Origin of the sequence: Niastella yeongjuensis, from assembly GCF_900110245.1 — a bacterium.
Taxonomy (GTDB): domain Bacteria; phylum Bacteroidota; class Bacteroidia; order Chitinophagales; family Chitinophagaceae; genus Niastella; species Niastella yeongjuensis.
In genome coordinates this window covers 465583-490602 of record NZ_FOCZ01000007.1, presented here as the reverse complement: position 1 = coordinate 490602, position 25020 = coordinate 465583, and the positions used below count along the sequence as shown (strand labels likewise).

Annotated in this window: 20 protein-coding genes; 6 read left to right on the top strand and 14 right to left on the bottom strand. The window is 42.5% G+C overall.

Annotated elements, in window-relative coordinates; all coding sequences use genetic code 11:
• Positions 1-435 precede the first annotated feature (435 nt).
• Complete coding sequence (locus tag BMX95_RS21045; protein WP_081203698.1) at positions 436-1071, bottom strand: hypothetical protein; 636 nt, start codon at positions 1069-1071, stop codon at positions 436-438.
• Positions 1072-3852 (bottom strand): 2-oxoglutarate dehydrogenase E1 component, encoded by a 2781-nt coding sequence (locus BMX95_RS21040; RefSeq protein WP_081203699.1) that lies wholly within the window; start codon positions 3850-3852, stop codon positions 1072-1074. It abuts the gene before it with no gap.
• Between the two features lie 280 nt (positions 3853-4132).
• Between BMX95_RS21040 and BMX95_RS21035 the strand changes: the two genes are divergently transcribed.
• On the top strand, positions 4133-4933 hold the full coding sequence (locus BMX95_RS21035; RefSeq protein WP_081203700.1) for an AraC family transcriptional regulator: 801 nt from the start codon (positions 4133-4135) through the stop codon (positions 4931-4933).
• A gap of 67 nt (positions 4934-5000) precedes the next feature.
• Here the strand turns inward: BMX95_RS21035 and BMX95_RS21030 are convergent, their stop codons facing one another.
• From BMX95_RS21030 to BMX95_RS20990, 9 genes are all read right to left on the bottom strand, one after another.
• Positions 5001-5564: a TetR/AcrR family transcriptional regulator gene (locus BMX95_RS21030; RefSeq protein ID WP_081203701.1), complete on the bottom strand. Its 564-nt coding sequence runs from the start codon at positions 5562-5564 to the stop codon at positions 5001-5003.
• A gap of 36 nt (positions 5565-5600) precedes the next feature.
• Positions 5601-6704, bottom strand: a complete 1104-nt coding sequence (locus BMX95_RS21025; protein WP_081203702.1) for an efflux RND transporter periplasmic adaptor subunit — start codon at positions 6702-6704, stop codon at positions 5601-5603.
• A 1-nt stretch (position 6705) separates the two neighbouring features.
• Entirely contained in the window at positions 6706-9873 is a 3168-nt protein-coding gene (locus BMX95_RS21020) for an efflux RND transporter permease subunit (protein ID WP_081203703.1), read from the bottom strand.
• A 5-nt stretch (positions 9874-9878) separates the two neighbouring features.
• Complete coding sequence (locus BMX95_RS21015) at positions 9879-11192, bottom strand: TolC family protein (protein WP_207631714.1); 1314 nt, start codon at positions 11190-11192, stop codon at positions 9879-9881.
• A gap of 120 nt (positions 11193-11312) precedes the next feature.
• Positions 11313-11831 (bottom strand): G/U mismatch-specific DNA glycosylase, encoded by a 519-nt coding sequence (gene mug, locus BMX95_RS21010; RefSeq protein ID WP_081203705.1) that lies wholly within the window; start codon positions 11829-11831, stop codon positions 11313-11315.
• 2 nt (positions 11832-11833) lie between these two features.
• Positions 11834-13570 carry a biosynthetic-type acetolactate synthase large subunit gene (gene ilvB, locus BMX95_RS21005; RefSeq protein WP_081203706.1) on the bottom strand — a complete coding sequence of 579 codons (1737 nt, stop codon included), beginning with the start codon at positions 13568-13570 and terminating at the stop codon, positions 11834-11836.
• 363 nt (positions 13571-13933) lie between these two features.
• Positions 13934-14566, bottom strand: coding sequence for a TetR/AcrR family transcriptional regulator (locus tag BMX95_RS21000; protein ID WP_081203707.1), 633 nt, complete (start codon positions 14564-14566; stop codon positions 13934-13936).
• On the bottom strand, positions 14535-15017 hold the full coding sequence (locus BMX95_RS20995; RefSeq protein WP_242673234.1) for a DinB family protein: 483 nt from the start codon (positions 15015-15017) through the stop codon (positions 14535-14537). Before BMX95_RS20995 ends, BMX95_RS21000 begins: the two co-directional genes overlap by 32 nt.
• 30 nt (positions 15018-15047) lie before the next feature.
• Complete coding sequence (locus BMX95_RS20990) at positions 15048-16274, bottom strand: MFS transporter (protein WP_081203709.1); 1227 nt, start codon at positions 16272-16274, stop codon at positions 15048-15050.
• A gap of 378 nt (positions 16275-16652) precedes the next feature.
• Here BMX95_RS20990 and BMX95_RS20985 point away from each other — a divergent pair, with 378 nt between their 5' ends.
• The 3 genes from BMX95_RS20985 (at position 16653) to BMX95_RS20975 (ending at position 19212) form a co-directional block, all read left to right on the top strand.
• On the top strand, positions 16653-17270 hold the full coding sequence (locus BMX95_RS20985) for a TetR/AcrR family transcriptional regulator (protein ID WP_081203710.1): 618 nt from the start codon (positions 16653-16655) through the stop codon (positions 17268-17270).
• A 70-nt stretch (positions 17271-17340) separates the two neighbouring features.
• On the top strand, positions 17341-18618 hold the full coding sequence (locus BMX95_RS20980) for an MFS transporter (RefSeq protein ID WP_081203711.1): 1278 nt from the start codon (positions 17341-17343) through the stop codon (positions 18616-18618).
• Positions 18619-18642: 24 nt separating this feature from the next.
• Entirely contained in the window at positions 18643-19212 is a 570-nt protein-coding gene (locus BMX95_RS20975) for a cysteine hydrolase family protein (RefSeq protein WP_081203712.1), read from the top strand.
• A gap of 607 nt (positions 19213-19819) precedes the next feature.
• On the opposite strand, the gene BMX95_RS20965 is transcribed toward BMX95_RS20975, so the two are convergent.
• Entirely contained in the window at positions 19820-20959 is a 1140-nt protein-coding gene (locus tag BMX95_RS20965) for a chromate transporter (protein ID WP_081203714.1), read from the bottom strand.
• Between the two features lie 97 nt (positions 20960-21056).
• Positions 21057-21896 (bottom strand): chromate resistance protein ChrB domain-containing protein, encoded by an 840-nt coding sequence (locus BMX95_RS20960; RefSeq protein ID WP_081203715.1) that lies wholly within the window; start codon positions 21894-21896, stop codon positions 21057-21059.
• A gap of 12 nt (positions 21897-21908) precedes the next feature.
• Between BMX95_RS20960 and BMX95_RS34580 the strand changes: the two genes are divergently transcribed.
• Both BMX95_RS34580 and BMX95_RS20955 read left to right on the top strand, forming a co-directional pair.
• Positions 21909-22091 (top strand): hypothetical protein, encoded by a 183-nt coding sequence (locus tag BMX95_RS34580; protein ID WP_133054049.1) that lies wholly within the window; start codon positions 21909-21911, stop codon positions 22089-22091.
• A 390-nt stretch (positions 22092-22481) separates the two neighbouring features.
• Positions 22482-24314, top strand: a complete 1833-nt coding sequence (locus BMX95_RS20955) for an SBBP repeat-containing protein (protein WP_081203716.1) — start codon at positions 22482-22484, stop codon at positions 24312-24314.
• Positions 24315-24474: 160 nt separating this feature from the next.
• On the opposite strand, the gene BMX95_RS20950 is transcribed toward BMX95_RS20955, so the two are convergent.
• Positions 24475-25008 carry a carboxymuconolactone decarboxylase family protein gene (locus BMX95_RS20950; protein ID WP_081203717.1) on the bottom strand — a complete coding sequence of 178 codons (534 nt, stop codon included), beginning with the start codon at positions 25006-25008 and terminating at the stop codon, positions 24475-24477.
• Between the last annotated feature and the right edge of the window lie 12 nt (positions 25009-25020).

Here is a 25020-nt window from a genome sequence, read left to right as displayed (position 1 = left end):
AAGATCAAATGGATTGTTAACAGAATTTAAATAGAAGAAATTTGGAGATGTTAATAGTATTAAAAATAAATAAATACAGCGAATCCCAGGAATGTCACCGTTGTTCGTTTTTGTTTTTAAGGTGTCTCGTACTTGTTCCTTGTTGAAAATTAATATACAATAAAGGAGGTTTCCCGTTTTTGGACATTTAATAAAAAGTATTCTTTTCACATATCATTTGTAATTGTCTCTTTATCGTTCTTCAAAAAATCGGTTCATGTCCTGATAAAGAATTGATTCGTTCCCATAGTTAAAACCTCCCTGATATCTAACCTCCCGCGCAGCACGATAAAATGCACCATAAGGATGAACCGGTACTCACCCTTTTAACACCTAATTTCGTCGGATCGTTAATCGTTAGGTCATTGTTAATAGTATGTCATTTATTGCGTCCATCTATTTTTCATTTTCCCTGAATAAATATAAAGCGGGCAGCGGCAGCTCATACTGATCGGGTACTTCTTGCAACCTGAGAAATCCATTACTTTCAAAAAAGGGCAGGAGAGGATGTTCAGCATATTCGGTTATCCATAGACCATCATAACCACGGCAAACAGATAAACATTTTTCCAATAGCGATAAAGGAATCTGCGGATCATCATATTTTTTCAAGATCCCAAATTCTGCCAACCGTATTATTCTTTTCTTTGCAAGTAGCTGTGGCCTTCTACCATTCGATGTTATTCGCATATAACCAACTGGCTCATTATTGTAAAACACGACTACCCACTGATTTGACAAACTATTCATTTCAATAATCATTGTTCTCCGGTTGAAACTACCGGCAATGTATTGTTCAAGAATTTTATTTGTCGTTATTGAACCAAATTTTTCGTAAGTTATCTCCGTCGCTAAAGAAAGCAAGATCTCTATGCCTTCTTCCGTTGCTAGCATAAATTTTGAAATTATTTTATTATCCATTTTTGTAATAGTTACATGCAGGTGGTTAAATTTGTGTTGCAGTAAGCTCGTAATTTCACTTACAGATTCGCCCACTGCAGGAATTTTTGTTTTAATTGAATTTAAACTCATTTATTTTAATCCAATCGTTTCCATGATATGAATTGATGTTTTAAACGCATCTTCGATAATTGCCGCCTGTTCGGGTTCGTGCAGTTTTGTATGCCCGGTTGCAGTACTGCTACTTTCCCTGCGGGATATAACACTCATCTGAAGATCGGTTTCACAGAACTTTCGGCATATGTATGGCCAGGCACCCATATTTTGTGGCTCCTCCTGAACCCAGATCAGTTCCCGGGCATTGCTGTATTTTTTTTTGATATTTTTCATCTGTTGAACAGGTGTTGGGTAAAGCTGTTCAATCCTCACAATTGCTATATCCCTACGTTCTTCTGCCCGTTGCTTCTCTAGCAGGTCATAATATATTTTACCAGAGCAAAATAGAATCCGTTTAACATATTCCGTATTAGCCAGACTATCGTCGATCAGTTCCTGAAAACCGCCTCTGGTAAAATCGTCGATTGGCGAAACGCACTTTGGATGGCGCAGTAAACTCTTAGGCGTAAATATTATTAGTGGTTTGCGGAAATCCCGATGCAGTTGTCTGCGTAGAATATGAAAGAAATTTGCTGGTGTAGAGCAATTGGCTACCTGAATATTGTTATTGGCGCATAATTCCATAAAACGTTCTATCCTCGCTGATGAATGTTCCGGTCCCTGACCTTCATACCCGTGAGGTAGTAACAAAACCAACCCATTCCCAAGCTTCCATTTGGTTTCAGCGCTTGCGATATACTGATCAATGATGATCTGAGCACCATTTGCAAAATCGCCAAATTGCGCTTCCCAAATGATCAATGCATTGGGGTTGGCTAACGCATAGCCGTACTCAAAGCCCAATACCGCATATTCAGATAAAAGGGAATTGTAAATTTCAAATCGGACGTCTGTCTGTAAAGCATCCAGTGGATTGTATTTCTCTTCTGAATCTTCAACAGTAAGTATGGCGTGTCTGTGTGAAAAAGTGCCGCGTTCTACATCTTCTCCGGTTAAGCGTACGGCATAATGCTCTTTTAGTAAAGAACCATAAGCCAGTAATTCTCCCATTGCCCAATCAAATATCTGTGTTTGGGCTGCCATTTTTTTTCGCGCTTCAAAAAGCTTTTCAACTTTTTTTAAAAACTTCTTCCCGGTTGGCAGGGTTGTGATGTCGCGCCCTATATTTAATAAGGCTTCCGCTGAAATAGAGGTATCTGGTGATGTATGAAAATCTTTATCAACGGGAATTCTCAGCCCTTTCCAAACACCATCGAACATTTGCTTTACAGGCTTGAACTTTTCCTCTGCTTTGGATTCATCCAGTAAGATCTGCAATTGATCTTTAAATGTTTTCTCAAGTTCTTCCACATAATTGGCATCAACACTGCCTTCTGCTATTAGTTTCTTTACATAGATCTCTTTCGGGTTAGGATGGGCTTCAATGGCCTTATATAACAGAGGTTGTGTAAACTTAGGTTCATCCGATTCATTATGTCCATATTTACGATAACATAATATGTCAATAAAAACATCTTCCTGAAATGTTTGACGGTATTCCATAGCCATATTGATCACGTATGCCAATGCTTCCGCATCATCTCCGTTAACGTGAAATACCGGGCTAAGAACGACTTTGGCGAGATCAGTACAATATGTACTGGACCTGCCATCTTTATAGTTGGTGGTGAACCCCACCTGGTTGTTTACAACCAGGTGTATGGTGCCACCCGTGCGAAACCCATCTAGTTTCGACATTTGCAGTATCTCATAAACAATACCCTGTCCGGCGATGGAGGCATCACCGTGAAGTAGAATAGGTGCTATCTTTCTGTGGTTCCCATTGTATTTTAGATCTGCTTTCGACCTGGTTTCCCCTTCTACAATAGCATCAACAGTTTCGAGGTGGGAAGGGTTGGGGCAAAGGCTTATATGTACCATCCTGCCATTGGATACCTGTATGTCGTTTGAGTATCCCAAATGGTATTTTACATCACCGCCAAACACACCTGTAACATCATAGTTCTTGCCCTGAAACTCTGAAAAGATCTCTTTATACGGCTTTCTCATGATGTTTGCCAGTACATTCAGCCTGCCCCTATGTCCCATCCCAATAATATATTCTTCCACTCCCAATTCAGCACCCTTCTCTATTACAAAATCTAAAGCGGGTATCAATGATTCAGCTCCTTCCAGCGAGAAACGTTTTTGTCCCAGGAATTTAGTGCCCAGGAAATTTTCAAAGACTACTGCCTCATTTAGTCTATTAAGTATATTTTTCTTTTTATCAGCGGAAAACCGGGGGGTATTACGTTCCTTTTCCATCCTGCTTTCAAACCACTTTATCTTCTCAGGATCGCGCATATAAAGATATTCTGCACCAATGGACCTGCAATAGGTCTGCTCCAACAATTCCCTGATCTCACGTAACGTTGCCGGCCCGATACCTACTTTTGCGCCTGCATTGAATATCGTATCAAGATCCGCATCTATTAAACCGAAATTTTCCAGCTCCAGTGCGGGACTATGTTTCCTGCGTTCCATTACCGGATTCGTTTTTGTAAACAAATGCCCTCTTGTACGATAGCCATTAATTAAATTAAGCACGTTGATCTCCTTCTCAAGTACCGTTGCTACTTCGACTGTATGAGATGGTGGAGCAGGATTATTTTCATTAATTGATGATTTTCCCAGATCAAATCCTTCAAAGAACTTTTGCCAGACAAAATCTACTGAAGCCGGATCTTTTTGGTAATCATCGTAGAGTGCGCTGACATAAGCTGCATTCCCATTGTTGAGATATGTGAATTGGTCCATACAAACTTTTATTATTAAATATTTCAAAAATCCCGGCAGCTGTTTGAAATGGTTTTAAGCCTTCCGTTATTTAGATGCAGTAGCTAAAATGTACCGGTTCGATCATTGTAAATTAATATCACCTGATAATTGAACTTGTAGTCCATCAATAAATAACCATTGCTACTTTCCTTGACAAAGGTATAAGCTTCCTGAGGTATGTTGTTTTAGTATTTTAGTCAAATATTTGTTGAATCCAGCCAATTGATGGATATAATTCTATCTTTGTATAAAAGGGAGAATGGGACACATTACTGCTTCTTTACCTGAAATAGATTTATTGCCAGACTCCATATTTGTAATGTATGAGAAATGCGAAAAACGACTTCCATTTCATACGCATTCAAAGGGGCAGTTGTCATATGTAGAAGGTGGGCTTGCTTATATTCAGGTTGCAGAAAGGACTTATTTAATTCCTGCAAGGCATTATTTCTGGATGCCAGCGGGCGTCCGTCATAATTTAACAGCTGCCGACTCTGCCACCCATTTGCGCTCCATATTCTTTAATACGCGAGACGATCATAAAAATGAATTCTATAATAAGATTGGGATTTACCCTATAAATGAACTGTTGCTTCAAATGTTCATCCATTCTCAAAAATGGGCGGGGCATGTTATGGAAAATGATGAAAAGTATTTATTCTTAAAAGTTATAAAAAATATACTGCCCGAGATCAGTACCCGCGTTCTTCCAATGGCTCTTCCCCATACAGAGAATACAAGAATGTTGGAGATTATTAAATACATGGAAGATAATTTATCAGAACAGCACTCTATTGCAACTATCAGCAAAAAATTTAATTTTAGTGCTCGTTCGTTGTCCCGCTTCTTTAAGACTACATTGGATATGTCTTTTCTTCAATATTTAAAACTGTTGCGGATGGCAAAGGCTTTTGAGCTTATTGTAAAAAACAACCATTCCCTGGAAGATATAGCTTACCAAACGGGCTATCAAAGCCTCTCTTCATTTAGTAGTACATTTTACCAGGTTACCAGTTTCCGTCCTTCAGATTTTATCAATGTTAAAAACGTCTTTAAATAACCTGGGCTGTATGGGAAAAAAGAGGTTCTCTCATTTGATCTGAGACAACCTCCTGATTTTTGTTTAACTATAATAACGAAGTAACTATTTTCTTTGCATTTGCTATTGGCCGCTCACCTTTGTATAAACTCGCAGCAATTGTACACCCCTCAAAAAGAAGGAATATTGCCTCACAGATCATATCAATATCCAGTCCCGATTTGTTTTTTAATTCTATTTGCACTAATAATTCCCTGATGTAGTACTTCATGCGGTCTTTTTCACGGCTCACCTGTGCAAATATCTCGATATCGTCTTTCGGAATTTCTGCCATTACCTTAGAAAAGTGACACCCACGAAAGCCTGTTTTATATTGTTCATCCTCCCTAAAATCGAATATGCCCAGTAGTTTAGACTTTGGGGTTCTGTACTTTCTCAGAAATTCGCTCAGCCGGGCAAACCAGGCATTTTCAGCGTGTTCGATATAGGCGATAAGCAGATCTCTTTTTGAGGGAAAGTGATTATACAAAGAACCCCGGGCGATCTCCGCTTCTTCTATAATTTGATTGATGCCAGTAGAATTATACCCCTGCTCGTAGAATAATCTTGTAGCTACATCAAGAATTCTGGCTTTTGCTGCTGATTCCTTCATACGCAAAATTAACAAAAAATGGACAATTCTGTCTAGTTAATGCAAAGCATAACCATGGCGGATTTCTTCACTTCCGTTGCGAACAAACCTCCGGCCTGGAACAAGGCCCTTTCCAAAAACCTCAGCAAGACTATCGGAACTTCTGCCAAGCCTGACCGGCACTCGTTTGGCATAGCCGGACGAGTCTTCGATCATAAAAACGCCATCGGTTGAATTTACGACCGCCCCTTTAGGCACTGCAAATCCCGTTGAACCGGTATTTAGTCCAATTACAGCCTCTGCAACCATTCCCGGAGATAGTTGCAAGCCATCATTTAGTACATCGAGTTCCACATGTTCCGAGCGCAACTTTTTATTCATAACGCCAGCCCTTCGTGCAATTTCTGCACTGAATACCCGGTCAGGAAAAGCTTTTACCGTAAAGTTGACCACATCATTGAGCTTGATAAGGTTTTTATATGCTTCCGGGATTTGCAGGATGAGGCGTAAGTGTTGCTGCTGCTGGAGCGTGAAAATTGGTAACTCAGACCCTTTGCCCGAAGGTCCCATATATGCTCCCAAGTTTACATTTCTTGCGCTGATCACTCCGTCAAATGGGGCCCTGATCACCAGATATTGCGTAACAGTCGTATTGGCTTTGTAATCTGCCATAGCTGCCTCCATTTGTGCCCGGTCTGAATTGCGTTTGGCTAAGGCAATGTCCACGTCATTTTTTGAGATTGTCCCCGGCGTTGTGCTTGCGTCTAAAATACGTTGATAGGTCGCATTACTGGATTCATAAATTGCCTGCTGTGCTTTATACCTCGACTCTGTTGCGGCTAACTGAGAGATTAGCTCGGGCGCTTCAAGTGTTGCCAGCAATTGCCCTTTCTTTACAAAAGACCCCACATCGACAGACAGAGTTCTCACATAGCTGTTTACCTTGGCATACAGATCTACCTCCCGGTATGCGGATAATTCTGCAGGAATAACCAGATCAGTATGCACCGATCCGTTAGTGAGTTCAAAAGTCACGGACGCAGCGGGTGGTGTGGCCGGCGCAGTCTTATGAACTGGTTCCTTCTCTTTTGAAGGCGACGAGCACGCCACCCCGAACACGCATGCGATTGTTATAATGGTGTTGGCGGAATTAATATTCATATTATTCGCTTAAAGAGTTAATATAAGATTGGCTTTCCTCATCATTTGCTTCAAGGGAAACAGATTTAAGGGATGCCTTTTGTTGGCCCCACGCAAATAGCAAGGGCAGTATAAACAGCACTGCAAAGGTAGACGCGATCAATCCACCTACGACGGCGCGACCGAGCGGTGATGTTTGATCACCTGCTTCACCTAAACCACTTGCCATTGGCAACATGCCCATCACCATGGCGAGGGCCGTCATTAAAATTGGTCGCAACCTTAGGGCGGCTGATTCGTTCGCCGACAATAAGGCATTACCATTTTTTAGTCGTAGCTGCTCCGCATTGGTGATGAGCAGCACTGCGTTGGATATTGATACACCAACAGACATAATGATACCCATATACGATTGCAGATTGAGCGTTGAACCGGTAATGAGTAATAACGCAAGCGATCCAATGATCACCGCCGGTACTGTAGATAAAATAATTGCCGATACCCTGAAAGATTGAAAGTTTGCCGCCAACATTAGAAAAATTACCACAATGGCTACAGCTAAACCATTTTGAAGACTGCTTAGTGTATCTTTTAATGTTTGATTCAGACCTATTTGTTGAACGGTAAGGCCTCTTGGAAGTTCCCCCAGCGCCCTGATAGCTTTTTGTACATCGGCTGCCGCGGCACCTAAATCCTTATTATCGAGGTTCGCGGTAACTGTTAACATGGGAAGAGTGCCAAGGTTGTCATTCTCTCCGTAGGTAATGCTATGCTTAATGGTGGCTACATCGCTAAGCACTGGACGGAAATTGTTTTTCAATAGTGGTATCTCGCCAATATCACTTAAGCTCTTCATTTGGTTCTCGGGTACCTGAACCTGAACGTTATAGCTATTTCCTGATCTCTCATCGATCCAGATATTACGGTCTGTATACCGAGAAGAAGAGGTAGAGGCGACCAATGACCGCGAAATGTCGTTGATGTCTACTCCCAGCTGCGCGGCCCGTATGCGGTCCACTTCGATCTCGATAGCTGGATATTTATTGGATTGGCCCAACTGAACGTCTCTTATATAACTTATTTTTTTCAGTTCGTACATCAGCTTTTCAGCGTACTGCTCGTTCAGCTTTTTGTTACGGCCTGCAAAACGCACCTCTATCGGCGTTGGTGAGCCCTGGCTTAGTATCTTATCAGTTAATTCAATGGGCTCAAAAGACAGCCTCAGCCCGGGCATTTGCTTTGTGACCTGTGCCCTTATCTTTTCTTTTAGTTGATCCAGATTGGTCTTATAGTCTTCTTTGAAGGCAACCTGCAACACGGATTCGTGTGGACCAGCCATCCATAGATAAATAGGGTTCATGGAAAACATATTCGGGTGCAGGCCCACATAAGCAGAAGTGATCAGCACATTTTCTTCGCCCACGATATTCTTAATGATCTGGGTCGTTTTCAAAGTCTTTTCTTCCGTTCTTTCAATCCGTGTTCCTTCAGCAGCCCGTATTCTTACCTGAAATTGTTTGCCGTTCACTTTTGGTAATATATCCTTCCCGATAATTGACAACAGCCCACCTGCCACTACTATCGAACCAATCAGGTAAACGATTACAATGGTCCTTCTATAAGGCATCATCCGGTCCATAAATCTGAGAAACCTTAAACGTAGCCTGTCAAATTTACCTGCTTTTAAAGGCTGATGCTGATCCGTTTGTTTTGCATGCCCCTTCATGATCCAGTTTGCCATAACCGGAACAAATGTTTGTGCCAGGAAAAAAGACATTATCACGCTAAAGCCGATGGCTAAGGCAAGTGGTAGAAACAAACTTCCCGGAATGCCTCCCATGGTGAATGCAGGTGCAAATACCGCCAGAATACAAAGAAGGATAAGCAAGTTGGGGAAAGCAATTTCCTTACATGCATCCCAGATGGCAAGCCGTCTGGGTTTTCCCATTGCCAGGTGTTGGTGTATATTTTCAATCGTCACAGTGCTTCCATCCACCAGAATACCAATGGCCAGCGCAAGTCCGCTAAGCGTCATGATATTGATGGTTTGCCCGAAAAGATTGAGAAAAAGCACGCCCGTAATAATTGAGGTAGGAATAGTTAGAATGACTATCACTGCGCCCCGCCAGTCACCAAGAAAGAGCAATACCATCAATCCGGTAAGCACTGCGCCAATAACTCCTTCCGAGATCAGGCTTTTAACAGCATTGATGACATACACCGACTGATCAAACGCGTAAGTCAGCTTCACATCCTCAGGCAGGGTCGCTTGCATGCCAGGCAATGCTTCCTTCAATTTCTTCACGACCTCCCAGGTAGATGCATCTGCATTTTTAGCAATAGGCATGTAAACAGAACGCTTGCCGTTAACGAGTGCATAGCCAACCGTTATGTCAGCACCATCCTGGATAGTTGCAATATCACGCAGATAGAGGTTTTCTACGCCACCTTTAAAAAGCGGGATATTACCGAAATCCTGTACCCGGTGAATGGTAGTGTTGATCGGAATAAGGTAATTTTTATCGTCCATGCGAACGTTGCCCGATGGAGTGCTTTGATTATTGGCCGCGATAGCCTGAATAACCTGTTCAGGCGTTAAATTATGGCTTCGCAATAACTCCGGATCTGGTTTAATAACAACCGTCCGGAAATTTCCTCCAAATGGCAACGGCGATAACAGCCCAGGGATCTGAGTAAATGCCGACCGCACGTAAATATTGGCCAAATCGAGTAGTTCGTTATTGTTACGTGTATCGCTGCTTACCACTAATTGCCCTATTGGTAAGGTTGATGCATCGAAGCGCAGTAGGAAAGGAGGATTGGAACCTGCGGGAAACAAAGCCTGTGCACGGTTGGTTGCAGCGGTTGCTTCCGCTTCTGCAGCGGCCATATTTGTACCAGGATAAAAGGTTAACTTAATTAATGTTAACCCTTGTATGTTTTTTGTTTCAACGCTTTTAACGCCGTTCACGAAAAGCAGCGTGTTTATATACTGCTTTGTAAAGAATGGCTCCATTTGGTTAGGTGTAAAGCCACCATATGGATGCGCGACATAGAGTACCGGTAGATCCAATCCCGGAAAAATATCAACCTTGATCGTTCGGCTCGCACTTATTCCGAAGAAAAGAACGGAGGCCACCAGCACCATGATGGTAATGGGTTTTCTAAGAGCGAAGAGTATTAGTTTCATCGGAGTTATAAATTATCATAAAAGAGATTGAAATCCCCAACGGATGCAGATTTGAATAGAAGTGCCTGCCAAACATTAGTATAGGCAATATCCCGGGCTGTTTCTGCTCTCACCAAAGAATAGAGCGCCTGGGTTACGTCGACAAGGTTTGTCAATCCATGATTATAAAGGACCAACTTCTGAAAATAAGCATCCCTTGCAGCCTTTACCTGCTTTGGGGTTTCGTAGTAATCTGCGATTGCATTCCTGATCCTGGCATTTGAAAAGTCAAGTTGCGCCGCCAACTGTTGCCGAGCCAATTCCAGCTCATCAGTGATACCCTGGCTTATCAATTTTTGCGATTTAATTTGCTGTTTTATCCGAACCGGCTGGGTCAGGTTCCAGGTAATGCCGAGTGCTACAACATAGTTGCTCCTGTCAAAACCGATCCCATCCGTCTGGCCTTTCGTGTAGCTGAGCCTGTCCGATGAAAAGTTGTTGCCGAATCCCGAGCCTCTGCTCTGCATCGCCATGCCCAAACTCAATGTTGGGTAATTAAGTGTTTTAAAATAATTCAGTTGTTGATCGCTGTAGAGGACGCGGCTTTTATAGTATTGCAGTATGGGATGGTGTGCTGACACTGAATCTGCGTTGATTGGAACAGATCCCGGCAGTTGGGTTATAAAAAGTGTGTCGGCATCGATCTTCTGAAAAACAGTGCCCAAAAGCTTGATCAGGGCACTGTTTTGCTCGTCTTCATAGGTCATTGCTTTTAGCAGGATGCTTCTTGCACTGGAAACTTCAGCATTAGCCTGTGAAGAATCCACACCGGCCAGCAGGTCCTTTTGTGCCTTACGTACAATAATTTGCCGCAATGTATCGGCACGGTCGAGATTCTTGTGGTAAGATGTGGTCAACCGCTGTGCAGCAAGTAGATTCAGATAGGCTGCACAGATCCTTATTTGTTGTTGGAAGATCTCTTGCCTGAGGTCTGCGTCATCCAGCTCGGTTTTAAGACCCGCCGTTTTTATCTTTTCCCTGGTGCGGCCGAAAGAAAAGAAATCCCAGTTCACGTTCGTCAGGTATAATGAACCAAAATCGGCGCTCCAGTTTTGTGCAGCTAACGGCAACCCAGTGGTAGCAATGCCTGTTGGACCAAAGGCATATAATGGGCCGTTTTGACCGTTGGCTGTTCCGTAGTTGACTTCTATCGCCAGATTAAGGTTCGGCAGGTAATCCAACCTGGCCTGTTTAACCTGCGCTTTCGACGCAGCAACGTAATTTCCCTTAGCTTTGATGGTCCCATAGTTTTCAATTCCAATTTTCAAAGCGTCTTTCAACGAGAGTTGTTGCTGCGAATAAGCTCTTTTCGGTACCTGGCTGCTAAATATCCCAAAGATAAGGGCTGCCCGTAATCGACTTAGCATCCACGTTTGAATTCTATTTTGCCTCATCTTATATTAATTATGATCTTGCTTAATTGCTTCCAGCATTTGCCTATAACTGATTGTTAATTCTGTTAAACTAAAACCGCGGTTTAGCCCGCTGGGGTTAGGCAACACCCAAACAATAGATTCGCCTATGTTTTTTTGTTGAACTCCCCAGGAAATATCTCTCAAGCCAGAAAGGGCCTGATAAGCTGATTTACCAAGAAAGGCGATGTATTGGGGTTTGTACTTTTCTATTTTTTGGGTGAATATCCCGGCTGAATCTGAAAACTCTTGTTTCGACAATTGATCGGCACGTGAGGTAGGTCGTTCAACTACGGTGGTTAGACCATATCCGTAGTTGAGTATTGTTCGGTCTTTTTTTGCTACGATCTCATGGGGGGTAAACCCGGCGAGATGTAAAACCCGCCAAAACCGGTTACTCCTGCCAGAGAAGTGATGACCATCTATCGCTGATTTAAGACCGGGGTTTATTCCGCAGAATAACACCTCCAGGTCCTCAGCAATTATATCTACTAACGAATGATCCATAGTTATTTGAGTTTAATCTCGCTTATGCCGTATCCCTGTGGTACCATTGGGAATACATTGTTTTCTTTACTAACAACGACTTCAAGTAGAAAACAGCCCTTTGCATTCATCATCTCCTGCAAAGCGGCCGATAGTTCTTCTCGTTTAGAAACAGATCTGGCCGGAATACGATATGCTGTTGCTAGTGTCACAAAATCGGGGCTATCAATGTTGGAAAAGGAGTAGCGGCTCTCGTTAAATAATTCCTGCCATTGCCTAACCATTCCCAAAAAGTGATTATTGAGAATGATAATTTTAATATCGATCATGTTCTGCATGATAGTGCCTAATTCCTGCAAGGTCATCTGAAATCCACCATCGCCGACAATAGCTATTACGTTTCTATGAGGTGCTCCATATTTTGCGCCTAACGCAGCGGGTAACGCAAATCCCATAGTCCCCAATCCTCCACTGGTTATATTACTTCTGGTCCTATTTAACTGAGCATATCTGTTTGCAATCATCTGATGCTGGCCAACATCAGAAACTATTATTGCTTCTCCGTTGGTATATTCATTTAATGTATTTATGACTTCTCCCATCGTGATTTCTATAGATGTTGGTGCGATTTCATTGCTTATGACAATATCAAATTCTTCCTGATAATATGTATGAAATTTTTGCAGCCATTCCTTATGTTCCTTTTGCTCTACCAGTTCAATTAGTTGTGGTAAGGTTTCTTTACAGTCACCCCAAACCGGTACCGTAGTCTTTACATTCTTGTCGATCTCAGCAGGGTCAATATCTAAATGGATCACTTTCGCTTGCTTTGCGTATTTATCAAGCCGTCCTGTCACGCGGTCATCAAAACGCATTCCGATGGCGATCAATACATCGCATTCATTGGTGAGTACATTAGGGGCATAATTTCCATGCATGCCCAACATCCCAACGTTTAACGGATGATCCGTCGGGATGGCCCCCGCCCCCAATATAGTCCAGGCTGCGGGGATACCGGATTTTTCAATAAAAGTTTTGAATTCGTGTTCCGCGTTTCCCAGTATCACTCCCTGTCCCCATACAACAAATGGCTTTTGGGCCTTGTTAATTAGCTTTGCGGCTTCCTGTATGTATTTAGGTCGTATGGCAGGAGAGGGCTTGTAACTTCTAATATGGTTGCATTGAATGTAGCCCCTGTAGTCAAACTTTTGAAGTTGTGCATTTTTAGTAATGTCTATTAAAACCGGACCCGGACGACCGGTTCGGGCTATGTAAAATGCCTTAGCCATTACATCTGGAATTTCTTTTGCGTCTGTTACCTGATAACTCCATTTAGTTATGGGAGTCGAAATATTTATAATATCTGTTTCCTGAAATGCGTCTGAACCGAGTAAATGGGCGAAGACCTGACCAGTAATACAGATAACGGGAGTGCTGTCAATCATTGCGTCGGCAATTCCCGTCACCAGATTGGTTGCACCAGGGCCGCTCGTTGCAAAAACAACACCTACCTTACCGGAAGCGCGGGCATAGCCCTGAGCCGCGTGTATCCCTCCTTGTTCGTGCCTGACCAGAATATGAGTAAGTTTATTTCTATAGTCATATAGTGCGTCATAAACGGGAATAATTGCACCACCCGGGTGTCCGAAGATCACCTCCGCGCCTTCTCCAACCAGGGCTTCCAGTACGGCTTGCGATCCGGCGATCTCCTTTTCTGCTTTTTTGCGGTAAGCTTCCGATTGATTTTTTGATGTTGTCATTGTAGTTATATTTAAAGTAGTTTGTAAAATTTATCTTTTGCTCCCAACTGTTATGATCGATCCTTCGTTCCCTGCCTGGTATAATTTCTGCTCTTTGTCGTATCTTTCAGACCTCCAGCGGTCTTCAGCAACCTGGATGTTTGTTTCAATCGCCCCTATATTTTCCAGAAAGGCAATCACTTCTGTTTCATTTGTTTTAGCAGTGCATTCCAGTAAACGGCGGGGAACAGCACAACTTCGTCATCAAAACATCCTAGAACGAATTTTTAAAAGCTCATAACCACGGTGGTTTTAAATATTGGTATCGGTGTTTCTATTTATGCAATTGATTTAAGCATATGCTTAATTATGGGGCAAAAAAATTTAGATACCTAACATACCTTTTATTAAATCCGGCAGCAATTTGATCCGCTCTTTTAACATTTTGGCAAATGCATTTTTATCGATCTCCATTGTTTGCCGAAAAATTTCCTTACCAATAAATGGAAAAAGAACCATCCCTAACATACTCATGAGTAAATGTATCGGATGAATATCTGGCCGGGCTTCCCGCATTTGTCGCGCAATAACTGCTTTGATTAGCCCACGGTTCGCTTTCATAAGCCTGGAGATCCTTTCCGGCCGGTTTTGCATTTCACTTAAGATAAATAATACCAGTCCGGCCTCTTTAAGCAATATTTCTGTATAGTAGGCCACAATCGCCTTTATTTTTTCTTCCAGGCATGTAGTCTCGTTGTTGACGATTGGATAAATTCCACCAAAGAAAATAGCCGCTTGTTCCTGCGCTACAATATCGAATAACTTCTTTTTACTACGAAAATGATAGTGCAATAAAGCGTAATTGATACCAGCCTCGTCAGAGATCTCGCGTGTTGTGGCTGCGGCGAAGCCTTTATGAATGAAAACCCGTTTCGCAGCTTCTTTGATCTTCTCCTCTGTTGGATAGTCTCCAGGGTTTGCCTTTTTAGGTATTTTCTTCATTGCTTTCTTTGCCATGGTCGTAAAAATTGTCCAGCAATCGCCGGTGGTAATTAATCTGTCCGAGGTGATAATTAAGATGGCTCACCACGTGTGTTAGTAAGTAACCTGTAGTTACTTTTTCGTCAAACAGCAACTGTGGAAAAACTTCTTTAAGCTGCGATTCTTTCATATTTTCCAAAGTATGGCTTACCATTTCCATTACATCTTCAATGCCTTTGATCAAAACGGCTTTTGGAAGAATACCAGGTAAAAACTCAAATTCCCGGTTTCTGATGTAGCCGGTATGACCAAGCTGAGCACCTATAAAATGATTTAGACTGCCAGTCAAATGAACACAGAGGGTCCCTGCTGAATTGCTGATCCGCTTTTCAATCTGCCACATCTTTTCTTCATCCCGGTAAAGTTCTATCTCTGATCTAAGTTTGTTGAGATCTCTAAGAAGGATTTTTTTTAACTCTTCGAACATAATTTATCGATTTAATGATCATAAAAGTTGTCATTTTTCGTATCTGAAAACACGAACTGAAAGGATCGAAATAAGGAGCGCCACTACACCAAAAACTGCAAAGGTTTTATTTAGCCCGATAATAACAATCAGGCTGAACACCAGACTTCCCACACCATAACCTGTAAAGAGAAAAAAGGCAAATAAACCGGTGGCTTCGCCCCTTTTATTGGGGAAGGTTGAAGTGACTGCAGCCAGTGATGGATGCGTAAGATCAAAGCTTAGAGAAAGTGTTACTACAAGAATACAGGCGGCCCAAAGTGGTATAATGGGAAGGCTTAGAACAATAACGGTAAGCGAACCTATTATTATTCCTATTGGGATTACCTTATTTCGCCCATAGCGATCAGCCAGTTTTCCCATCCATGGACCAAGAATCAGACCGGGAATTCCATAACCAAGCAACGCAAGTCCTATTCCTTTTTCATCCAGGTGATAACGATTATAAAAAAGAACGCCAGCCCACGCAAAAACCCCACTATGAAACATCGCGTTGAAAAGCACAAAAGCGTAAGTTTTCCTTGCCCTTTTCTCTGAAAGTATTTGCATAGAAATTGCGCCTCTCCGGGTTGTATGATTAGAAGCCGACGCAAGCTTTTTGTCAATATAATGTTCGCGATTCGTTATAATGAGTGACATAACAATAACACCCATTCCCGCCACGCCAAAAAAAAGGTTCTGCCATCCTGTTACAGAAGCCAGAAGCGCCCCCGCGCTTGAGCCTAATGCTGTACCTCCGGCCATTAAACCAAAGAATATGCCCAGGGCTTGTCCTCTTCTTTCATAGGGAATTTTATTGCCTATCCAGCCTAAGGTAGTGGGAGATACGCCTGCACACCCTATACCAGTAAAGAACCTTAAAATTATCATCTGATCGATGGTCTGTACAAAACCAGTAATAACAGTCAATACCACAAATACACTCATACAAAAAAGAATGAGCTTATAACGCCCAAAGCGTTCACTGAGTGGTGGATACATTAATGTAAACGCACCGTAGCCCATAAGATATGCCGGTTCAATAAATGAAGTGTGCCTTACTGTTGCTTGAAAGTAGCCTGCTAAATTAGGCAAGAGGGGGGCTACCATAAAACCCTGAAAAAAAATGATAAATGTGCCCAGCGACATCAGGACGATCAGTCCGTTTGATAATCCGTTTGTATGCGTTTGCCTGTGCAGAGGTAGTTTGATAGTTTGGTCAAAATCTTTTTGGTTCATTGTATATTTTTTTCAAGGCGCTATTTTAATGACAACCAAAACTAAGAAAATAATACATTAAATAGACAGATCAGTCTATCTATATTTCAAAATAAACAACCTATATAGCATTTACGCTTTCTCTAATAAAAACAGCGTCAGAAACTTATACAAGAATCCCTAACATTATTATATTCAGAAAATAATTAAGCAACTGCTTAATTATAATTTATGTGTAATTCAGCGACTACGTAATTAAGCATGCTATATATTGCCTGGGATGAGGCAATGAGGTAGGAACAGCGAATTGAGAACGCTTAAAGTCATTTGCCAGAATTTTATCAGAATTACTTTCGACAATATTTGTCTTTTTGTCGAAAATGGCTTTACCTTTGCACCATGCCGGCGAACAACGTACAAAAAGAAGATATTATTCAGCAACAGATCCTGCAGGCCGCCCAGCAGCTGTTTCAAAAACATGGCTACCAAAAGGTAACCATGGACGATGTTGCCAAAGCAGTAGGCAAGGGCAGAAGCTCGTTGTACTATTATTATAAGAACAAAGACGAAGTATTTGACGCGGTAATGGATGCAGAGATCAGCGATATTATAGCCGAGATCACCCGCATGGTAGAACAAGCCACCACTACCGAAGAAAAATTGCGTGCATTTGCGCTCACTAAAGCAAAGCTTTCCCGTAAAAGAAAAACGTTCTTCGATGCGCTGGAAAGTGGTATGAGCTCCGATGAAATATCACAATACGCCCATAAGAAACTCAACATTAAAAAGAAGATCAGGAAAGAAGAGATCGTATTACTGACCCCGGTATTTGTACAGGGCGCAAAAAAAGGTGCTACCCCTACACTGGACCCCAAAGAACGGGAGTCCATCATTTTTGTGTTTACAAGCAGCCTGCGTGGATTGCAACGGGAGTTCATGCTCGATAATAATTATACACGCATGGAACCCGCTATCGATATGCTGGTACGAATGACGATGCTGGCCATTGAACAATAATTTTTTTGCCTCATATTCGACATTTTGCCAATTAATGTCGAAATGTAAAACAACCGAACCTCGTTTATTTATGAACGCAACTGAAAAAAGAAACGCCTTCCGGGCATTCCGTAACAGGAACTATGCATTGTTTTTTTGTGGGCAGTCCGTTTCACAGATAGGCACCTGGATGCAACGCACTGCCGTTAGTTGGGTTATTTATTCCATTACCCATTCCGCCTTTATGCTGGGGCTGGCCGTGTTTGCGCAACAGTTCCCTTCATTTTTGTTCTCTTTGTTGGGAGGCATTGTTTCTGACAGATACAGTCGGCGCAAAATATTACTGATCACCCAATCCATTTCATTGATCCAGTCAGTACTATTGGCGATGCTCACGTTTACCAGTCATGATCTTGTTTGGGAAATATTGATGTTGAGCGTGCTGCTGGGTGTTGTAAATGCCTTCGACACCACAGCCCGGCAACCCATGGTGCATGAACTGGTAAACAACAAGGAAGATATTGCCAATGCCCTGGCCCTGAATTCGGCCATGGTGAATTTAGCCAGGTTAATTGGTCCTGCGTTATCAGGTATTGTCTTACAATCGTTCGGCGCCTCAGCCTGTTTTTCGTTGAATGCAGTGAGCTTTCTGGCGGTACTTGCTTCGCTGTTATTGATGAAATTACCACCCTTCGTTGCACCGGCCACCAAAAAGAAAGTCATGGCTGAACTAAAAGAAGGGTTCAGGTATTTGCAACAAACGCCGCGCATAGCCATCATAATTATTGTAATGATCTGCATGGCGCTGCTGGTGTTGCCCTACGACACCCTGACACCGATCTTTGCTAAAGTGATCTTTAAAGGTGATGCCCGCACCTTTGGTTATATCGCCAGCGCAGGCGGACTAGGCGCCATAGGCGGAAGTTTCTTTCTCGCAGCTTTAAAAAAGACTACCGATCTTACCCGTGTACTGCTTGCCACTACTGGCATTCTGGGTATTGGGTTAATAGGATTTTCCTTTTGCACTTCTTTTTACTGGTCAATTCCTTTCGGGATCATGATCGGGTTTGCTTCGCTTACACCCATGACGGCCAGTATTACCATTATTCAAATGGAAGCAGCGGCCAATATGCGCGGCCGGGTAATGAGCTATATAGCTCTTTCCTACTTTGGCATGTTGCCATTGGGAAGTTTACTTGTTGGTTTCGCCTCCCAAAAAATATCGGCGCCGTTAACCATGCTGTTACAGGGTTGCATAGCCATTGTCATTGTATTTATATTCTCACGTTATCTTAAGCCGGAACGATTAAATAAAAAAAACAGCAAGGAACTGCAGGAGGCTGAAATCGAAGTAGCAGAAAAAGTATAATTCTACTCATAAAAAATACAACTCATGAGCAACAACAAAAACAACACCGCTCTATTGGTAATGGACATGCAAACCGTAATGCTAGGTATGTTTCCAGGCGCTGCAGCTGTTACCGGCAATGTAGCAAAAGCTATTGCCAACGCGCGCAGCAAGGGAATACCGGTAATTTACGTGGTTGTGGGTTTTAGACAGGGCGCTCCCGAGATCAGCACCAACAACAAATCATTTATGAACGCCAAACAATTAATTGACAGCGTCCCTGCAGCTGAGCTGATTGCTATTCACCCCGACCTGGCGCCAAAAGAAAATGAATGTGTTGTTGTAAAACGTAGGGTGAGCGCCTTTTCGGGTAGTGACCTGCAAGTGTTATTGAGCGCTTTTAGAATTGAACATATTGTTTTGACGGGTATTGCTACCAGTGGGGTAGTGCTTTCCACCCTCAGCGAAGCAGCCGACAAAGATTATCGCATCACCGTATTATCAGACGGCTGTGCCGACAGGACCGAAGAAGTGCATCAGTTTTTAACTACAAAACTGTTTCCAGGTAAGGCCGACGTATTAACAGTGGACGAATGGCAGCAGGAAAAAGCCTAAACAAGCACGCCGCTTACTTTAGAAGCCTTCTGACACCTGTCAGGAGGCTTTTTTGTTGGCACGTGACAATACACCAGAATCGTTATAATAAAAATATTGGCAACAAATCTAGGGTGGTTGGTATATTTGAGTCAAGTATGCACCATCTGGTATCCTACATACCATTCCGCAATGCTATTTTGGGGTAAAGGAATTCCAGCTGAGTTGAAAAGGGATTATTCGGATCACAAACAAAAATGTGACACCGATAGTATGCTGAAAATATTATTCCGTAATGATATCAACAATTTTTGTAGTCGGGTTAAAGGCAAGATAACTTTTTTCGCAACCGACGACAAGGAAGGCGTTAATATAGTGTATTTACCAACGCCTGACGAAGGCTATTTTTTTCTTATAAATTATGACTTTTACGGAGATTTTGAAAGTCATAATCTTTTGATGAGGACATCATTAAACTTTTATTCTGCTGACAAAGGAAAGACATGGACGCTTAGTCAGGACCACTGGATACAGAATTATATGATCATTAACTACTATAGGAAAGATTACTATGGAAACAGTAATCAATAATTATTTCAACCCCGTAAGATGGCTGTTCCAACTGACATCAGAGCCAGCTTTTTATGAATAGGCCAAGTATCGCTGCAACGACAATAATAACCGGTTCCTGCAATTTCCTGAATTTCAATAATACCAGAATGGTAATAAGTGCAATGGCAGCAGCGAGCATGTCAGTTATTTGTCTTTTACCTAATACAAAAACAGCCCCTATAATGGCGCCAATGGCGGCAGCGGTAATGCCATCTACAAAAGCTTTAACAGAGGGGTGTTTACCGAATTTTTTGAAATAGGGTGCCGGAAGAATCGTAAAAAGATAACAGGGCAAAAACGTAGCCAAAGCAGCCACACAGGCCCCTGGCAAGCCTGCAACGAGATAACCAATAAAACCTACGGTAATTACTACCGGGCCGGGCGTGATCATGGCAACGGCTACTGCATCGAGGAATTGTTGATCGTTCAGCCACTGATATTCTTTTACCACACCGCCGTATAGGAAAGGTACAATAGCCAACCCACTACCAAATACAAATGCCCCGGCTTTAAAAAAGAACCAGCCTGTTTGTATTAGTTTCCCGTTAAGTGTAAAAGCGGTTGTGATCTGTAACAGAACAGGAGAAAGAATAGTGGCTTTGCCCGAGATAAACTTAGGCGGCGCTTTATATAACCACACAACTAAGCCGCCTGCCAGCATCAGCCAGAGGATCTCCCTTTCTGTAACAAACGTAGCAATTGCCACTATTATAGCGATTCCCCACAACAACCAGTCTTTCCCCAAACTTTTCTTTGACAATTTATAACTGCTTATAGCGATGATGCCAATGACAGCAGCACCGATACCATAAAAAACAGCCTGCATCCAGGGCAATCCACCGGTTTTTACATAAGCATATCCAATACCTAAAACCATTAAAAAAGAAGGCAACACAAAAGCAAGACCAACGAGCGTAGCGCCAATGATCCTGTAGTGTACATAGCCCAGGTATATCGATAACTGAGCAGCCAGGGGTCCGGGTGCTAACTGGGCAAGTGCCAGACCTTCTTTATAATCCTCTTCCGTTATCCATTTATGTTTTTCAACCAGGTCACGATGCATATAACTTACCAATGCCACCGGACCGCCAAAGCCTATAGCGCCCAGCTTTAGAAAATATAAGATCAGGTCTTTTAGCTTATAGGTTTTTTCCATAGCTGTAACACTTTTATCGGTTGGGTATTTGTTAACCGCAATGTTACCCAATTACAGCTCCGAAGAATAGAACAGAAATTACCAACTGGTACAAAAGTTACTTTTTCCGCATCTTTTTCCGATAATCTGATGGGCTTTGACCAGTATGTTTCTTAAATATCCGGGTGAAATGGCTTTGATCGGAAAAGCCGGTGAGGTAGGCTATTTCGGTAAGAGAATAGGTTGGTGTTGCCATTAACTCCATTGCCCTTTCAATCCGTTGTTTGCGGATGTATTCACCAAAGGAAAGGTTGCCGAAGTGTTTCGAGAACTCCCTGGATAAATAGGATGGGTTGATAGAAAGGTCTTTGGAAAGTTCTTTTAAACTAAGGTTAGTATCAATATGATCTTGGATAAGATCTTTCAATTCCTGTGCCCAGGCCGGTATTTTTTTACCTGTGCCTTTTTTTTCTTTCAGAAACTTGTTGAATACATCTAATAGTAAGTTCTCAAACGGCTGTTGGGTATGCTTTTCTTTTTGCAGATATTTTGCCCAACTATATAAGGCATCATAAATGAGCATTCCTTTTTCCAACAGTTCGTAATCGTCGTTATGATTGTACGCAAGGCCGGCGGAGATTGCCCATAAACCAGCTGCCTGCACGGCTATTTCATGATGGTCAGTGTCGGCACCGCGTACGATTGGGGCCATCGCGTTTACCGCCGCATCCATAATATTATACTTTTTTATCAGGTAGTCAAAGGTGCATTCATTACCATAATGCGTGTATTCCACACCTGGAATATCAAAAGGAATCGCCTTGAGCTGCTCAGCTTTGCTCAAAACCTCATTAAACGGAACAAAAATGATTACTGCCTGCGGATCAATAAACCGGCGTATCAACCAGGGACAGGCCAGGCGGTCAATTTTAGGATGTTCGCGCGTGATCCATTTCATTAAGTGAATGTAATGAAAAATATTTTGGCTACAGGTAAGACAATAGCGGTAAAAGGAGCAAATCTTACACCCACTCACCAGCAAGTGATGGATGAAGAAGGTACCCCTAATTTGGAAATCGGCTATTCCGATAATGTTTATTACATCTTATCGATAATAAAAGGCAAGTTGAAAGTACTTTCATTTACATTGTAATGCACTATATGTAATACCCATTTTTAAGCAGGTCGCTGTTGTCAGCGACCTGCTTTTTTTTGATGATTCCGGGAAAAGATAAATTGTTGGCTCAATGCTTTTATACCGCCACAGAACCCAACCTATTCCGTTCCCCACGACATCGCAGTAAAACAACCTGATCAATGAAAGGCAAGCCCGTATGTGCATCGGTGCCCGATCATGTTATCGTGAGTTCCGGCAAGGCGCAGCAGGCAGGCAGCTTTGTTAGGGTGATGCATGTCATTGTTTAATACCTCAACATGTAATAACTTTACCTGGTTTTTAAAGTAATTTCGTTTCTATATCTACTTGCAAGCAGAGTATATCCTTCCCTTTATCAAATCTTCGTTTAACAGTTAAATATCGTTTATGACAAATTTTTTACGCCCCTCCTGGAGGCGATCGCTTCTGTTTGCAGTTCTTGTTCCCGTTATGTGTTTTGCCCAGGTTAACCAGCAGTGGGCAGTTAGGTATAATGGACCTGCTAGTGGCGCAGACGCAGCAAACCGTGTTGTAGTGGATGCATCAGGAAATGTTTATGTAACAGGCAGCAGTTATGGCATTGGAACTGAAAATGATTATTCCACGATCAAGTACAATGCTGCCGGTGTACAACAATGGGAAGCCCGTTATAATGGTCCGGGAAACGTTCGTGATATACCATCCGCTATTGCGGTGGACAACTACGGCAATGTGTACGTAACAGGCACCAGTGGAGATTTCAATGCGGCCGAATTTGCGCTTAGTTACGCCACTATAAAATACAATTCAGCAGGCGCTCAACAATGGGCGGTAACATACAAAAGCCCCGGGAACGGCTTTGATGGCGCTCAGGATATAGCCGTGGATGCCAATGGCAATGTGTTTGTAACAGGAACGAGCACAGGCCTCAGCTCCGGCAGTGACTTTACTACTATCAAGTACAACAAAGCAGGAATACAACAATGGCTGGCCAGGTATAATGGCCCGGCTAATGGTTCAGACGGAGCAACCGGCCTTGCTATCGACAAATATGGAAATGTTTATGTAACCGGAGGTAGCACGGGTATTGGCACTAACATGGACTTTACCACTATTAAGTACAATGTAGCAGGCGTGCAACAGTGGGTAGCCAGGTACAACAACGCCGGTAATACAGATGAAAGTGCAGTCGGCGTGGCCATAGATCCTGCCGGAAACGTGTATATAACTGGCAGTATCAATGGTGACTATGCCACTATTAAGTACAATAGCAATGGACATACCCAATGGGTAAAACGATATAATGGTTCATTAAATTATTACGATGCCCCCCTGGCTATTGCCGCAGACGAAAAGAGTAACGTATATGTAACGGGCATAAGTAATATGGAACCTTTTTTTGACCCCGGAGATCCGTCTTCTGCAGTATTTGCTACCATTAAATACGATAGTAGTGGCAACAAACGGTGGGTTGCCCGTTATGACGGTCCTCAAAAGGGGTACGACCGCGCACATGCAATCGCCCTGGATGCTGCCGGTAATATATATGTTACAGGAGAGAGCAGAGGGATTGGAACCGGGATCGATTACGCCACAGTTAAATACAACAATGACGGCAAACAGCAATGGGAAGCCAGGTACAACGGTCCCGGAAATACAACTGATGGCGCTACCAGCGTGGCTGTAGATGCCTTGGGAAATGTATATGTAACAGGTAGCAGTTACGGCATTCCTTCGGAGACTCAGACAGATTTCGCAACCATCAAATATTCCCAGGCTTCTATTGTTTGCTGTAATAAAGATGACAACGTGCTGGTTTGTCATATGGGTAAAACGACCATTTGTATCAGTAAGTGCGACGTTCGCGAGCACCTTGCACACGGAGATAAGTTAGGTGAATGCACTGATTGTACGGCTAAAATTGCCGGTGATGGAAATCAACCTTCACTAACGGATGCTCCATTGCCTGATCACTTGCGCATATACAATGCCCCCAATCCTGCTTACAGCAGCACCAGGATTTATTTTGAACAACCGGAACAAGGCCATGTTACCATAAAAGTTTTTGATATGCAGGGCAAGGAAATTATAACCCTTTTAAATGCAGATACAAAAGCAGGCGCTCATAATTCTGATCTTGACGTGTCTAACCTTTCGAAAGGGGTTTATTTATATCGCATTACTTTAAAAACACCAAGCAAAGTGTGGATCGAAACCGGGAAGATCAGCGTTGTTAAATAGTATACCAATTTTTTCAGCACATATAAAGAAGGCGTTTCCTGCGTTTGTAAAACAGGGAAACGCCTTCCTTGTAATTTATATTTCCAGGTTTATAGCATTATCGTATCCCACCATGTTATTCAGAGTCATTACATTTTTAATCGCATCGCCACAGGCCAGGCTACTTTTGGGCTATTGGTGAAAAATCAACCGGTGGATCTGTTAAGTTGCACAAATAATTCATGATCATTTTATCGCCAATGGCGATCAACAAATCTACCAGGTGACCGTAATTATAACCTACATGGTAAAAAGTTTCCAGATATTCTTTAGGAGCCCGGCCCTTATTACTGGCCAATGCCCAGGTAAGTTTGGCCAACGCATCCAGCTTCGGATCAAAGCTGGCGGTACCATTTCTCATTTCACTGATCTGTTCGTCGGTAAATCCGTTCAGCTTACAACTTAACGTGTCTTGTGCAATACAATAGGCGGCCTCATTAACCTGGCTCACTATTATATTAATGACCTGTTTTTCCCGTTTCTCAAAGGATGTTTTTATTTGCTGAAATTCCAGATAACCTACAAGTCCCTTTTCGCTATGAGCCATGCTGGCATAAATATTTGGAACAAACCCAATCAATTTTTCCAGGTTTTCGAACACAACCTGATTGTCGGCCGAAACCTCATTCTTTTTTGGTATTTTAAATGCTTCCATGATTATATGTTT